The sequence below is a fragment of the Bacillus sp. PDNC022 genome (assembly GCF_016919285.1).
GTDB lineage: Bacteria > Bacillota > Bacilli > Bacillales > Bacillaceae > Bacillus > Bacillus safensis.
In genome coordinates this window covers 3,383,248-3,398,419 of record NZ_CP070345.1, presented here as the reverse complement: position 1 = coordinate 3,398,419, position 15,172 = coordinate 3,383,248, and the positions used below count along the sequence as shown (strand labels likewise).

At 42.0% G+C, this 15,172-nt stretch carries 14 protein-coding genes; 2 read left to right on the top strand and 12 right to left on the bottom strand.

The window, feature by feature from the left end; genetic code table 11:
* Positions 1 to 3 precede the first annotated feature (3 nt).
* Positions 4 to 1,179: a two-component sensor histidine kinase DegS gene (gene degS / locus JVX94_RS17275; RefSeq protein WP_003213166.1), complete on the bottom strand. Its 1,176-nt coding sequence runs from the start codon at positions 1,177 to 1,179 to the stop codon at positions 4 to 6.
* Positions 1,180 to 1,398: 219 nt separating this feature from the next.
* Here degS and JVX94_RS17270 point away from each other — a divergent pair, with 219 nt between their 5' ends.
* On the top strand, positions 1,399 to 2,067 hold the full coding sequence (locus JVX94_RS17270) for a YigZ family protein (RefSeq protein WP_012011434.1): 669 nt from the start codon (positions 1,399 to 1,401) through the stop codon (positions 2,065 to 2,067).
* Positions 2,052 to 3,143 carry an LCP family protein gene (locus JVX94_RS17265; RefSeq protein WP_095409678.1) on the top strand — a complete coding sequence of 364 codons (1,092 nt, stop codon included), beginning with the start codon at positions 2,052 to 2,054 and terminating at the stop codon, positions 3,141 to 3,143. The genes JVX94_RS17270 and JVX94_RS17265 overlap by 16 nt, the downstream gene beginning before the upstream one ends.
* A gap of 35 nt (positions 3,144 to 3,178) precedes the next feature.
* Here the strand turns inward: JVX94_RS17265 and JVX94_RS17260 are convergent, their stop codons facing one another.
* The 11 genes from JVX94_RS17260 to JVX94_RS17210 all read right to left on the bottom strand — a co-directional run bounded on the left by JVX94_RS17260 (position 3,179) and on the right by JVX94_RS17210 (position 15,082).
* Entirely contained in the window at positions 3,179 to 4,246 is a 1,068-nt protein-coding gene (locus JVX94_RS17260) for a glycosyltransferase family 4 protein (RefSeq protein WP_048237563.1), read from the bottom strand.
* Between the two features lie 134 nt (positions 4,247 to 4,380).
* Entirely contained in the window at positions 4,381 to 5,577 is a 1,197-nt protein-coding gene (tuaH, locus tag JVX94_RS17255; protein ID WP_240193844.1) for a teichuronic acid biosynthesis protein TuaH, read from the bottom strand.
* 19 nt (positions 5,578 to 5,596) lie between these two features.
* Positions 5,597 to 6,352, bottom strand: a complete 756-nt coding sequence (gene tuaG, locus JVX94_RS17250) for a teichuronic acid biosynthesis protein TuaG (RefSeq protein WP_095409681.1) — start codon at positions 6,350 to 6,352, stop codon at positions 5,597 to 5,599.
* A gap of 24 nt (positions 6,353 to 6,376) precedes the next feature.
* The gene (gene tuaF / locus JVX94_RS17245; RefSeq protein ID WP_048237565.1) at positions 6,377 to 7,054 is read right to left on the bottom strand and encodes a teichuronic acid biosynthesis protein TuaF; all 678 of its coding nucleotides are present in this window, start codon (positions 7,052 to 7,054) and stop codon (positions 6,377 to 6,379) included.
* 72 nt (positions 7,055 to 7,126) lie between these two features.
* Entirely contained in the window at positions 7,127 to 8,584 is a 1,458-nt protein-coding gene (gene tuaE, locus JVX94_RS17240) for a teichuronic acid biosynthesis protein TuaE (RefSeq protein WP_205183934.1), read from the bottom strand.
* A gap of 39 nt (positions 8,585 to 8,623) precedes the next feature.
* Entirely contained in the window at positions 8,624 to 9,553 is a 930-nt protein-coding gene (locus JVX94_RS17235; protein ID WP_205183932.1) for an NAD-dependent epimerase/dehydratase family protein, read from the bottom strand.
* Positions 9,554 to 9,567: 14 nt separating this feature from the next.
* Positions 9,568 to 10,905 carry a UDP-glucose 6-dehydrogenase TuaD gene (gene tuaD, locus JVX94_RS17230; protein ID WP_095409684.1) on the bottom strand — a complete coding sequence of 446 codons (1,338 nt, stop codon included), beginning with the start codon at positions 10,903 to 10,905 and terminating at the stop codon, positions 9,568 to 9,570.
* A gap of 79 nt (positions 10,906 to 10,984) precedes the next feature.
* Positions 10,985 to 12,169 carry a teichuronic acid biosynthesis protein TuaC gene (tuaC, locus tag JVX94_RS17225; RefSeq protein WP_205183930.1) on the bottom strand — a complete coding sequence of 395 codons (1,185 nt, stop codon included), beginning with the start codon at positions 12,167 to 12,169 and terminating at the stop codon, positions 10,985 to 10,987.
* Positions 12,166 to 13,617 (bottom strand): teichuronic acid biosynthesis protein TuaB, encoded by a 1,452-nt coding sequence (gene tuaB, locus JVX94_RS17220; RefSeq protein WP_205183928.1) that lies wholly within the window; start codon positions 13,615 to 13,617, stop codon positions 12,166 to 12,168. Before tuaB ends, tuaC begins: the two co-directional genes overlap by 4 nt.
* Before the next feature lie 18 nt (positions 13,618 to 13,635).
* Positions 13,636 to 14,295, bottom strand: a complete 660-nt coding sequence (locus tag JVX94_RS17215; protein ID WP_205183925.1) for a sugar transferase — start codon at positions 14,293 to 14,295, stop codon at positions 13,636 to 13,638.
* 199 nt (positions 14,296 to 14,494) lie between these two features.
* Entirely contained in the window at positions 14,495 to 15,082 is a 588-nt protein-coding gene (locus tag JVX94_RS17210; RefSeq protein ID WP_024426267.1) for a prolipoprotein diacylglyceryl transferase, read from the bottom strand.
* Between the last annotated feature and the right edge of the window lie 90 nt (positions 15,083 to 15,172).

Genomic DNA, 15,172 nt, shown 5'->3' with positions numbered 1-15,172 from the left:
ACTCTATTTTACAATTTTATTTTGCAATGTTAATGGCACGCGAATCATGATGAATGTCCCTAGACCTATTTTTGAGTCTATGGTCATTTTACCTTCCAGTAAGTCTACGCGTTCTTTCATACCAAGTAAACCGAAGGATTTGTTTTTGTTTGTTTTCACATCTTTCATATCAAAGCCTTTTCCATCGTCTTTAATAATTAAGGTCACAAAGTCTTTCGTTACTTCTACTTTGACAGAGATTTCTTCAGCTTCAGAATGCTTTAATGAATTTGTGACAGCTTCTTGGGCTAGTCTAAACAGTGCCACTTCAAATTGAGAAGCAATTCTTTCGCTTTCTGTATCACCTAGGCATTGGAACGTAATTTTGGTTTTCCCATCATATTCTTCAATTGTGTTTAAGTATTTTCTCAGTGTCGGAATCAGACCCAAATCATCTAAAGCCATCGGTCTTAAATCATAAATGATTCTTCTCACTTCGTACAGTGCATTTCGCACATTCTGTCTGAGACTTCTAATTTCTTTAAAGCCTTCTTCTGTACCGCGGTCTCTAAAAATTCGTTCAATTAATTCGGAACGCATCATCACGTTTGCCAGCATTTGAGCAGGGCCGTCATGAATTTCCCGAGACACTCTTTTGCGTTCTTCTTCTTGGGCTTCAATAATTCTGAGACCAAAATCTTGTTTTGCCTGAGCATCTTCAAGTAAAACGCCGACCTGGCGTAAATCCTGATTGAGATAGTTGAGAACCACTGTAATCTGACTCACAAGCGTTTCAGAACGTTCAATGACGTCTTGTAAGCTTAATAATCGTCTTTCCAGATCGTCTCTTCTTTCTCTCAGCTGCTTCTCACGCTGCTGGATCATGGTGAGTTCCACTTGCAAGTTATGTGCTTTTTCGTAGGCCTCACGGATTTCTTCTTCGCTAAATTTGTTGAAGTTTCTGCTAACCTCAGATAAGCGATTTCTAGCATGTCTTGTATGGACTTCCAGCTTGTCCCCAAAATCAATTACTTCGTTTACTTGCTGCTTGATTTGCTTGAGCTCTTCTACTAGGCTTTCATATTGTTGACGGGACTGTTCGCCTATTCTAAATACTTCGTCCTTGCTGCCATCAACTGTACTTAGCATTTTCATGATGATTGAATCCAATAATTTCGGATCCATTTTGGGTGTTGTCATGGCTTTTCCCTCCCGTAACAGTGATGTCATCTTTTTTTATTATAAATGTCATTGATCTGCATTTTATGTCGAATTATAATGAAAGAATGCGTATAAATCATGAAGTTTTTATGACGACCCTTTTTCCGCTCCTATCATCATAACAAAATACGCTGTAAAATTCTAAAACCATTGCAAATTTTCACTAGTCTTACAATTTGCTTCAGGAGGGTATGTCTTTTGCTGAATCGCTATCTTACAGTAAAAAGTCGTGGCGAGCATGAGATCGTCATTGAAAAATCACGTTTTATTTGTCATATACAGCGTGCTGTCTCAGAAGAAGAAGCACAAGCATTTATACAATCCATTAAAAAACAACATTGGAATGCCACACATAATTGTTCAGCCTATCTCATTGGTGAACATGACCTGATTCAAAAGGCGAATGATGATGGTGAACCAAGCGGTACAGCAGGTGTGCCAATGCTTGAAGTGCTAAAAAAACGGAAGCTGAAAGATACAGTCGTTGTGGTCACTCGTTATTTCGGCGGTATTAAGCTTGGTGCCGGTGGATTGATTCGTGCCTACGGAAAATCTGTATCAGAAGCTATCAACCATGTTGGTATGGTAGAGCGCTGTTTAATGCGTACAATGCACACAACAATAGATTATACATGGCTTGGAAAGGTAGAGAATGAGCTTAGAGCCTCATCTTTTCAGCTAAAAGAAATCCATTATGCAGAAGATGTTATTTTTGAGACATATGTCGAAGAAACACAAACAGAGCAGTTCATTGAGTGGATGACTGAGCTGACAAATGGAAAGAGCGTTACAAAAGAAGGCGAACTGATTTATTTAGAAAAGGACATTGGTCCGATAAAGGAGACAGATGAATGGCACAACGAGTAAAAGTGCGTGTACGAAAGAAAAAGAGTAAGAAGAAGAGAATTATCAAACGTATTCTGGTCTTATTTTTGCTTCTTATCATCTGCATGGGCGGATTTGCAGTATATAAAATCGTCAATACTCTTCAAGCTGCTGACAAAACATATGATGAACTAGACCGCGGAGAGAAATCGAAGCTTCGTGATGCTGTCATTGATATTAAGAAAAAACCTTTCTCTGTACTATTTGTCGGAATTGAGGATTATGCCACGAAGGGTGATCATGGCCGTTCAGATTCACTCATTGTCGCAACGATTAATCCCCAAGACAAAACGATGAAAATGGTTAGTATCCCTCGTGACACACGCGTACAGCTTGCAAGTGATACGACAGGCAGTAAAGAAAAGATCAATGCAGCCTTTGCTAAAGGTGGTAAAGACGAAACGATTGAAACTGTCGAACAATTCTTGCATATTCCGATCGATAAGTATGCAACTGTTGATTTTGACGGATTCAAGGATGTCATTGATGAAGTTGGCGGAATTGATATTGATGTTCCATTTGACTTCAATGAAAAAAGTGATGTTAAAAAATCGAAAAAGATTTACTTCAAAAAAGGCAATATGCATTTAAACGGAGAAGAAGCTCTTGCTTACGCACGGATGAGAAAACAAGATCCACGCGGTGATTTTGGACGGAACGATCGTCAGAAACAAATTTTACGTGCAATGATTGATCAAATGGCGAAGCCAAATAACATTGCGAACGTCGATAACATTGCTAAAGAAGTCAGTGATCACATTACGACCAATTTCCGTATCACAGAAGGTCTTGCGCTTCAGCAAATCTACAGCGGATTTAAAGGAGACGACACAGAAACGCTTTCTATTAAAGGATCAGACCTTTATTTAGGGCCAAATCGCACGTATTACTTTGAGCCAGATCCGACCAATTTAGCTAACGTACAAAATGAATTACGGACGCATTTAAAGCTTCCTGCTGAATCTTCAACTGAAACAGATTCACAAACCAATCCGTCCTCTGGTGAAACAGGGTCAAGTGATACACCTAACTCTTCGACCAGCACATCTGGACAATAATAAAAACAGCCCAGTTCCTAGGAACGGGCTGTTTTTTACTGTCTTTTGACCATTCGTTTATAAAATTTCGTAAATGGTTTGAACTCTTCATTCACCAAGCCTGTGACTTCCGCAATCACTTGCATGAACATGACCAGTAAAAAGATAATGATCAGTGATAACCAAATGGTGGCGCTTGTCAGCAAAATCGCGCTTAAGCTAAAGATTAAGCCAATCATGTAAATCACGATGACAGCCATGCGATGAGACAAGCCAAAAGCCATTAGTCTATGATGAATATGAGATTTGTCAGGTGCTGAGATCGGCTGTTTGTTTAATATTCGTCTAATGATGGCAAAGGTAGTATCGAAAATAGGGACACCTAAGATGATCACTGGGACAACCACACTAAACAAAGTAACACTTTTGTATAGCCCTAATAGTGACAGTACCGAAATCATATAACCTAAAAAAAGCGAACCGGTGTCACCCATAAAAATCTTCGCCGGATGAAAGTTGTAAAAGAGAAAGCCGATGGTACTGCCAATGACAACAAGTGATAAAGAAAGAATCAGAACTTTATCAGCTGAAAATGCCATCACGGCAATTGTTGATAAACCGATGACAGAAATACCGGCAGCCAGTCCATCAAGGCCGTCAATTAAATTAATGGCATTCGTAATTCCGACAATCCATAACACGGTTAGGGGATATGCCATCCAGCCTAACTCAATTCGATCTGTTAAGAAAGGAACAGAGAAAAAGTCCATTTTTAAGCCTGTGCTTACAATCAGGCAAGCAACAAGAACTTGTACGAGAAATTTAAATTTTGCACTCAAATTATATTTATCATCAAATATACCTAGAATGACGATGAGTACGGCACCAACTGAAATTGCTGTAATTTTATTATGTAGAAACAGCCCGCCTGCTAATGCTCCAGCCGCTACCCCAATAAAAATTGCCAACCCGCCCATTCGAGGCATTACTTTATCATGAACTTTTCGTTTATTCGGCTGGTCCACTGCACCAATCTTAATTGCAAACTTTTTGACGATTGGTGTCACAATTAAAACTGTAGCCAGAGAGACAAAAAACGCTAATAAGGCGCGTTCGTAATCCATAGGTCAGTCTCCTTCTAAATTGAAATCTGTATTTTGTATATTGGCCGCTCTTTCCATTATACAATTGAATAGAGGATGATCACAAGCTCCCCCTGTGAAGAAGAAACAAATAAAAACGCACAATCCCTGATGAATTATGCGTTTTCTTTAATATTCGTTAGTTCTACCATGTTTGTGAACAGCGTGTGCCAATCTTTTTTCTTCGCACGGCTTTGTCTTAGATGTCTATAGGTCATGTCGTCTTTTTTGCTGATCACTTTTTGGCAGGCTTCTACGAAGAGCGCAGGATCCTCGCTCTCTAAATATTCATACACATCATTCTCTTTTAGCCTTTCCGTTGACGGAAGATTTAAACCGACAACCGGTATTCCTGCGGCTAAAAATTCATACAGCTTAAGCGGGAACACGGCTTGATTGTAAGGAGATTGTTTATACGGCATCATGCCTACATCAATCAGCTTCATATACGCAGGCACTTCTTCCGGTGCAACAGCACCTGTCCAAATCACATTCGGCAGTTTAAGTGCATGCTGAAAAGATGGATCACCATTTGTTCCATCCGGACCGACAAATAAAAATGTCCAATCAGGCTGCATGCGAGCAGCTTCTGCTATCATGTCAAAATCGAGCTTCGGCTTGATGCCTCCAATAAAACCTAGAACAGTTCCGCCTCTTCCTTGCAGCACATTCTCCTTACACGGAAGATTGCTTTTCGCAAACACATCATACTCGACGCCATTTTCCACTGTAAACACATCTTTTGGTTCACCCATAAGACGCTTTTTGATTTGGTCGTGTAAGTATTGAGAAGAGCATGTAATGCTGTGTGCGTATTTGATGATTCGATTTTCTGCTTTGACAATGACACGCTGCCTCATATAAGAAAGCAAATTATTTTTGCCGCTTATCGGCTCTCCCCACAGGTCACTGCAATCATAGACAATATGTTTCCATTCAAATAAAGAAGATAAGAGCGGAAAGCCCGGAAACGTATACCATAAGCAAACAGCGATTCCCTTCTTTTCCTCCTGCCGCAAATGCTCAAGAAGAGGGGACAATTTATGGATATAGAACATGTCTTGATATCGGCCAAAGCGGAAAAATTTGCTCTTGAGCACATCAGGAATGGTCAATTGCTTCATTCGATCGGTTATGGGCTGAAAGGGAGCTGTATGACGGGATGCAGATGGGCATACCCAGATGACCTCTTTCGTTTCTGGATCAGATGCTAGAAACTCCGCCAGTCGATGCCGTCTGTACCTCAGACCGTCCTGTCCCCATTCTCCTGTCGCTACGATAACATGTATGATCGAGTCTGCTTTCACCTTTATCACCTTTTTTCCCTTCTGTTTATAAGCGCTTCTTCACAGCATTTGTCGCATAGTGCATAAAACACCAAGATGCTTTGACAAAATGAAGCTGCTCAATTTCTCTGTAGACGAACCACGTTTTCTTCGCTGCTTTCCACTTGTTACTAGAGATCGAGTTTCCAACGATCCGGTATTCACTGAGCGGTTCACTCATCCCATAGGCTGTAATTCCTCTTTTTAATATGGACAGCCACGTAGCTAAATCCTGTCTTGTGCGGATATTCGGCATTTCTACATGTCCTATCTTCTGTACATCAAGCATCACCGTTAAACAGCCGATAATGGTGTTTTTCAAGGCTTCATCATAGGTTAATCTCGCGGGTGCAGTGACGGTTTTTTCTAACGGTTCTCCATTTTCTGCAATGATGTCATATGCCGTGAATGTAAAGGCATAATCGTTTGTCAGCATGAAGTCTACCTGCTTTTCGAGTTTCGTCTCTTTCCACTTATCATCACTGTCTAAAAAAGCAATGAAGCGGCCTTTTGCCTGTTTGATGGCTGCGTTTCTAGCGATGGCGGCTCCCCCATTTTGCTCTAAATAAATGACGTTGATTCTGTCGTCTGCTTCACTTAAGTCCCCAAGCAGCTTCCTTGTTCCATCTGTTGAACAATCATCTGCGATGATCAGTTCCCAATTAGAATAGGTTTGGGCAAGGACGGAATGAACTGTATCCGTTAAATAACGTTCCGCATTATAGGCCGGTGTAATGATTGATACTAACGGTTGATTGTTCACCTAAGACTCATCTCCAGTTCATCATTAAGATTCTTTGAACACTTCGGGTAAGACCACAAACATGAGCGAGATGCTAAAGCCAATGACAAGTCCAAGCAGTGCCCGCTTTTTCGCTGACATGCCTTTATTGCCTTCATCAAGAACTTGAGCAGGATCAACAATCTTCGCCTGCTTCATTCCAAGCTTTGTAGACTCCAATTCATATAAAAATCGTTCTTTATCGACTTTGGAATCGTTGCTGACAGATTCATCTTCTAGAGCAGATAATCTACTTTCAATCACCTGCTGCCTTTTTGTAAATAATGCTTTGTCTTGCTTTAGAAATGTATCCGACACCTGCTTCACGACAGCTAAAGCATGATCCTTATCCGCATCTGTGAAAGACAGCTGTAATTGTGTATCTGATTGATTGGTGAGGATGAGGCGGCTTTTCACATCCTGTCTTTCTTCTTCTTTCACATCACTGAGTGCTTCATTCAGAAATGCATCGCTTTTTAATAGAGATGTCACTTCTGCGATATTGTTATACACTCCGTCATCATATTTACCAAGTGTGAGGGTAACGGCAGCTGTGTAACTAGACTGCTGCGCAGTTCCTTTGGCAAAAAAGAATCCAAAAGCGCCTAATACGACAGGCAGCAGCACAAGCCATACGATATACTTTTTGATTCGCTTCCCTATTCTAGATATGAAACCAGACATGTTCATTCTCCCAACATTGACGTATTTGCTTTTTCACTAGTGTAGCCATACCAGCGCAGCATCACACACGGTTTACCAAGTCTTAAATCGTTGTTTGTTTTTAAACATATTCACCGCTGCGATTACGAGTCCTAAAAAGACCCAGTGGAAATATAAATTCGAGACAGAACTAGGACTAATACTTGAAACGAGAAAGCTCAGCATGGCAGCAAACAAACCTTCAATGATCATTTTTGCTGATCTTGTGTCAGCCCATTGGTATTGTTTATATAGCGTGATCATGAGATAAGCGTAGACGGAAATATAGCCCAGCATGACCGCAAACCCAAAGTTCGTCATCACTTCCAGCAGCCAATTGTGCACTTCAACGACTTGATCTGTATCAAAGATCGAAAAGTGGGCTAAGTAGTAAGATACATTCCCCGCTCCGACACCGAACCCGTATGAATCCGTAAAGAAATGCCATGCATTTTTGATCAAATTCGCTCTCGCAATGTTGGATGGGAGTGGTTCACTAAAAGAATGCGTGACCTGAGAAGCGAGAAACAAGTCATAAAAGACTGAATAAATCTTGCCTGAAAAAACAGCGATACAGATAACACCAAGTCCGCCTGCTGCGATGAGTGACCACTTTTTGAGAAAGCGCGGCATTAGCAGCCACACATAAATGGCCACTCCTGCAAATATACCAAGCAGGCTGGCGCGGGATTCTGTTAACAAAATGAGATACAGTGCTGCGATGGCACCAAATAATCCAAATGCTTTGATATAACCATTTTTCATTTGCCTCATACACGCTAAATACAAGAAAAAGCTAATGGATAAAAACGTCGCAAAGTCATTTTGATTAAAAAAGACAGCTGTAGGATAGTGCTGTTTATACGCCGGCCCAAGATACAATGAAGTATTCGGTAAATGGTTCAAAGTAAAGTGATTATAAAACCCTATCCCCATGACAAATACAGTCATGATGAGCCAAATGCTATAAAAGGTGACTACTTGATCCATTCGCTGAATGTACATGACTACAAGAAAGACAAATCCCATCCCCATCGCAAGCAGGGACATATATTTGAGACCGTCTGTGACCGAATGAGCCCACAGCAGTGAGATGAGCCCGTAAAGAAACCATGCAGCGAAAAAACCAAGAATCCCTTTTACACGAATCTGCTGCCACTGCGATATGTACGTCCCCTTATCTCTCATCCGCCATATAAATAAAGCAAAGGCAGCAATGAGCATAATACGGTAGAGAAAAAGACTAAAGAACCCGGCACTAATTGAAAAGAAAGCGTTGTTGAGAAAGGTCAATGCAATTAAAAGATAAATGGCTGACATGAACACTTGCTCACCGTTCATATATAGCTTCATCAACACGAGAAAAGCTGTCAGGACCAAAAGCAGGACCGGAATGGCGACGATCTTTTTTAACCCGGCGGGCTGCGCAGACGCCATTTGTACAAGCCCTAGCCCTGCTGCAAATAATATACATCCGATCATGATTTGCCATGCTGTTTGTTTCACACTCATACCCATTTTCCTCCTAAGCAACCCATCCGATTTGAGGGATTAAGCCTTGACTTCCTGTTTATAGTAGGAAATGGTACGAGCCAAACCTTCCTGTAAACTCACAACAGGCTCCCATGCTAAGACTTGTTTCGTTTCCTCATTGGCCAATGTACTATGCACGATATCTCCTGCACGCTGCGGCTTGTAAATCGGTTCAAGCTGTGAACTCGTTACCCGTTTCATCGTTTGAAACAGTTCATTTACACTGATGGAATCACCACACGAGATATTTAAACAAACGTTTGATTGGGCTGTTAAAGCCGCAACATTCGCTGCCGCTAGATCACCCACATAGATAAAGTCTCTTGTTTGTTCCCCATCTCCAAAGATAAAAGGGGCCTCATCCTTTGCAAACTTATCAGAGAAAATAGAGACAACTCCGCCTTCGCCAAGTGCGTCTTGGCGCGGACCATATACATTGCTGTACCTGAGAATACAATAGTCCACATCATAGAGTGATTTTGCCATTTCTAAATACCGCTCTACTGTCAGTTTTGCTAAGCCATATGGTGAACCAGGTTTCAGCCGGTGAGCGGTGTCTACTGGCAGATACACCGGGTCTCCATAGACAGCTGCTGATGAGGCAAAGATGACTTTTTCCACCCCTGCTTCAGCCGCAGCTTTCATGACGTGCAGAGATCCTTTGATATTGACCTCTTCGTCATAAACAAAATCCTGAACGGAAACAGCTACACTTACTTGTGCTGCTAGATGAATGATATAATCCGGTGCGATTTGTTTGATCAAATCAATCGTCGCTGGCTTTGTGACATCTGCCTCTATGCATTGCACGGAAAGATGGGCAATATTTTCTCGAGATCCAGTTGAAAAGTTATCAAGAACGATGGGCTCATAGCCTTTTTCTAGTAAAGCCTCTATCGTATGTGATCCAATAAATCCGCTTCCCCCAGTAACCAAAACTTTCTTCATCCAAGCTCCCCCTGTTATTGTGCCTTCGATACCAATTCTGCTTCCCATACACTTGGGCGGCCGATAGACTGGTAAATAAATCCTCTCTCTTTCATTTCTGCTGGATCAAACAAATTCCTTCCATCAATTACAATCGGTGAACGAAGCAGCTGCTTGATCTGGTCTTTATCCATCTTCTGTACGTCATCCCATTCTGTTAGGATGAGACAGGCATCTGTGTCTTTTACTGTGTCATACAGGTCGTTGCTGAAGACCGCCTGCGGGCCAAGCTCCCGTTCAGCTTCTACATAAGCAATCGGATCATACGCTTTCACAAAAGCACCTAGCTCTCTCAGCATTGGAATAATATCTAATGCAGGCGCTGAACGCATATCATTCGTATTCGGTTTGAATGCTAGGCCTAAGACAGAAATGGTTTTTCCTTTAATATCACCGAACACATTCATCAATTTACTGACAAGGTGGGCTCTTTGGTTGTTGTTCGTTTCAATGACAGATTCGATCAGCTTGAACCGGTACCCGGATGTTTCGGCAATTTTGAGAAGAGCCATCGTGTCCTTCGGGAAACAAGATCCCCCAAATCCAATGCCTGCTTTTAAAAATTTATGCCCGATACGGCTGTCTAATCCAACTCCTTCACTGACTTTTTCAACGTCAGCGCCTACCCTTTCGCAAATATTTGCAATGTCATTAATAAATGAGATTTTTGTGGCAAGCATGGCATTTGCAGCATACTTAATCATTTCAGCACTTTCTAAGTTGGTCTCCACAACCTCTGTTTGAAACGGATCATGCAGCCTTTTGATGATGGTAGAGGCATGAGTGCTTGTCGAACCAATGACCGCCCGCTCCATATTCATCGTGTCTTGAATTGCAGAACCTTCTCTGAGAAACTCTGGATTGGATACGACGTCAAAAGGATATTTGCTGCGCGATGCCTTTTCAACAATGGCTTGAACGAGACGGCCTGTTCCAACGGGCACTGTGCTTTTATTGACGATGATTTTATAGCCATTCAGGTGTTCACCAATCGTTTGAGCGACGGCTTTCACGTACGTTAAATCTGCTTCCCCCTGTGGTGTCATCGGTGTCCCTACGGCAATATAGATAATCTCTGATTCCCTAATAGCGGCAGGAATATTCGTTGTAAAAAACAGTCTTCCTTCTTCTGTATTCTTTTCAATCAATTCCTTTAAACCTGGTTCATAAATGGGAACGACACCACTTTTTAAGCTGTTGATTTTTGATTCATCGATGTCACAGCAGATGACACGATTTCCGATATCAGCAAAACAAGTACCCGATACTAACCCGACATACCCTGTTCCAATCACAGCAATTTTCTTCAACATTTTTCATCCTCTCAGTAAAAGCATATTGTCCGTTCCAAGCTGTTTATCTATCTATCATTCTTTGCACATTTCATCTTGTTTAAACGATCGATGTTGATTGATTGAGCACCTTCTCATATTGCTGAATGAGATGCTTCGCATTATGTTCTGATGAATATTCTGTATGAACCATTTCATAAAGATCGCTTTTCACTTGCTCATTCCATCTGTTTTCATAAAGGCAGGCGTGAATCGCCTCTTTCAGCTGACGCGTCGAATGTGGTTCAACGAGCAGGTGTTGATAGGTAGAAAATAAGGATGGGAGACCACCAACCCGTGTTGCAATGACAGGTACTTTTAAAGCGAGCGCCTCTAGAACGACGGTTGGCATTCCTTCACTGTAGGACGGGAGTGCAAACAGATCAGCTGCCATTAAGTAGTCTCTCACCTGCTCATTCGGCACCTGCCCTGGGAGTATAATCGATGCTCCAGCTCGTTCTGAGAGCTCCTTTGCAAGAGGGCCTTTTCCAACAAAGACTGCTTTCACACCATTCATGCTGCTGACAGCATCAGCCAATTCAAGCAGCCCCTTTTCTTTCACTAAACGCCCGACGAAAACAACGAGCTTATCTTGAAGCGGTAAACCTAAGTGCTTTCTAATGCCTTCTTGATCTTCTTCTGTTATGGAAAATGATTGGAGCGGAATACCAAGCGGAAGACATTTTGCTTCTACCTTCGTCATCTCATTTGTCTTTTTAGCCAGCTCCTCACTCACTGTCAGAACAGCAGATGCCTGCTTCACCGCCGTTTCAAAAGCTGCCTGTGCCCCTTTGCTATAGCTCGGATATACGTTCACATCACTGCCGTGCAAGGTCAGAAGATAAGGGATTTGCGTTTCTTTCTGAATAACAGCCGCAGCTCCGCCAGACGGCATGGCAAAGTGCGCATGGATAAAATCTGGTGACAGCTGATGACGCTGCATTGCTCGGAGAACGGAAGCCGCTATTCGTTTACTCGGCTGCGCCCATTTCAGCTGTCCAGGGAGCGCAGTATAAGGCGGTCTATATACCGTTACTCCGTTCCTCACTTCCTGTTCAGGCAGATCTCTTCTCTGCCGATAGGATGCCTTCAGCATCCGTAATACCGGCGGATTCACTGGATTCGGACAAATAACAGTCACTTTTATTCCTTGTTTGAGCAGCTCCTGCACTTGCGTTTCATGAAATACGCCCTCACTCGGATGTTTTTCACTAGGATATACACTTGTCAGCCATAGCACCTTCATGACGAACGACCTCTTCTCAATAATTTTCCTGCAGACTGCGGATACATTTTGATGAGCAGCAAGCCATACAATGCAGCACTGACACAAACAGTCAGTAGTAATTGAAGTGAAATATCTGCTGATGTCAGCTTCATCCCTTGATGTAAAGCTACCGCACAGACAGCCATGAGCAGCGTCATGACAGCGGGCTTTCCAAGTGATTTTAAATACACCTTCATATCAAGCTGAATGACATATGCCATGAGCCATCTGCCGACAATAAAGTTGAGCAGGCTGACACCTGAATAGATCCAAGCTACTGTGAGCAGACTGCCTGTGCTGACGCCTGCATATAATGCGCAGCCATACACGATAAGCATCCCCGTATCCCAATAAAAGGCTAAGTCCGCTCTCCCTTTTGCAAGAAGTATTGAACCATTTGGATTCATCAGCACTCGCAGAAGGCCGACAATGCACAATATATTTAGAACCGGAACCGCTACTAGCCATTTCTCTCCAAACACGACTTCTATAAAGCTATCTGATACAGCAGCAAGGCCGATTAATAATGGAAAACTAACCAATGCGAGCATATTCGTCATACTTAGGAAGCCCTCTCGCAGCATGGAGTGATCACGCTGACTTTTTGCGAAAACTGGGAAAGCCACCCTCGTCACAATCGGATTTATCTTCAGCACGGGAATCGTCACAATTTGATACGCCAAGCTGTAAATACCTAACGCTTCCGCTCCAAGAAACCGGCCGATTAAAATCATGTCGATGTTCGATCCTGCTCGGTTGACCAGTCTGGATGCGAGCTGGAATGCACCGAATGAGAAAAATTCCTTCACTTCTCCTAATGCAAAAACAGGTGCTGGGCGCCATTTCCTCCAATAAGCCGCTGCATACATGAGACCTTTTCCTGATTGCAGCAGCACTTGAGAAATGACATAGGCGACAATCGGATTCATGAAGAAGGCGAAAACGAGTAAAACGAGCAGTGATATGATGGTTGCAATGGCTTCAATGGTGCTTAATGTTTTAAAGGCTAAGTCTTTTTGCATCATATACTGGTACTGCTGGCCAATCGGTGCGATCAGAAACATGATCGATAATAGCTTGAGCAGACCCTCTAGCTCTGGCCGGTTATAAAAAGCGGCTATCATTGGGCTTAGCAGGATGAGCAGACAAAACAAGATAATCCCTGTGAGCAGGTTGATCCAATATAATGTAGATAATTGACGTTCTGTCGTTTGTTCCTTTTGAATGATCGCTGCCCCAATTCCTAGATCAAGCAAAATCTGCGTAAATATTGTGACAGTTGTGATCATGCCAACGAGTCCAAACTCCTTGAGTGACATCACGTTCCCTAAAAAGGCGAACTGTGCAATTTGGATGATGGTGATGATCAATGCGGACAAGCTTGTCCATTTTGCCCCGCCTAGCATGCGTTTTTTCATACTTGCCATTTCTCTTCCCTACTTTACTTATCTGGCTCCGTCACCAGTCATGATGACTTTTAACGTTTTTACCATAATCTTCGTGTCGAGAGAAAATGTCAAGTTTTGAATATACTGTAAGTCGTGTGTTAATTTTTCACTTGGACTCATTTCATATCCGCCATTTACTTGAGCAAGACCTGTCAGCCCCGGCTTTACCGTCAATCTTTTTGTGAAGCCTGGAATCGTCCGATTAAATTCTGCGGTAAACATCGGTCTTTCTGGACGAGGACCTACGATACTCATTTCTCCTTTTAACACGTTGATAAATTGCGGAAGTTCATCAATTCTTGTTTTACGGATGAATGCCCCCACTTTGGTGATACGCGGGTCATTTTTTTGAGCCCATTTCGCTCCTCCGCTTTCTGCGTCAGTTCTCATCGATCTGAGCTTCCATAATTTAAAGTAAGCACCGTCTTTCCCGACCCTTTCCTGCATATAAAAGGCTGGCCCTGGTGTTTCCAGCTTAATCAAAAGAGCAAACAGCAAAATGATTGGCGTACTCAACATCAATCCGATGAACGAGAACATTAAATCTATGAAACGTTTTGCAAATAAATAACGAACCATATGTTCTGTTAAGGCAAAAGAGTGATTTCGTCTCACTTCATATTCTCTGTAAAGATTCATCGCTTTTTCTGCACTCACTGACTTGCACCTCACCATTCAAAGTAGTTGTTGTGTAAAGAGATGTTCTATGAAAGTCAGTTTAGCAGAGCAACATTAAGCAAATGTAAATGCGCTGTTAAGTCTTGTAAAACTATGTTAAGAATGTGCACTTATATCAAGTTATGCCCTTTTCAACGTAAAAAAGACCCGCAATTCTGCGGGTCTCCGGGTCTTTTCTTTATTTTGCTTTTACAGATTCGATCGTTTTCAATCGAAGTGTTCCGTTTGCATCTTTTGTATAGGTTACTTTTACTTTTGATTCTTCTTTTAAGCTGTTCACTTGTTTAGAAAATGTATTTCCGAATTGAATAGCTACTTCTTTCCCATCAATGTTGACAGCAATTGTATGTCCATCAGCCAAACCGACATATGTGCCTTCTTTGGTGACTTCATTTTTCTTACTAGTCGTTGATTCTTTCTTTGTTTTAGAGTCACCTTTTGAGTCAGCTTTTGATTGGTCTTTAGCAGGTTCTTCTTTTGTGATTTCTTTGCTTGAGCTGTCTTTTGCCTCTTCATCAGATTGACTTGCTGGCTCTTCTGTTTGAGCAGCTGTTTCTTTGCTTTGATCATCTGATTTTTCATTTTTTGATGATTGATCTTCTGATTTTTCGTCCGCAGCCTTATCTTTGTTTTGATCGGCTGCTTCGGTTGTTTCTTTTTTGCTGTCTTCCTTTTTGTTATCGCTTGATTGATTTGTTGTGCCGCACGCTGTGAGCAATACACCTAGAAGCAATACTAGAAACGGCATTGTGATTAATTTTTTCAAAATCGTCACCTCTTCATGATTTGTCGGTTTGCTGTCGTTTGAAGATTTATGTGTAAACCATTCACCTTCGATGTTTCAATTATAACAAAC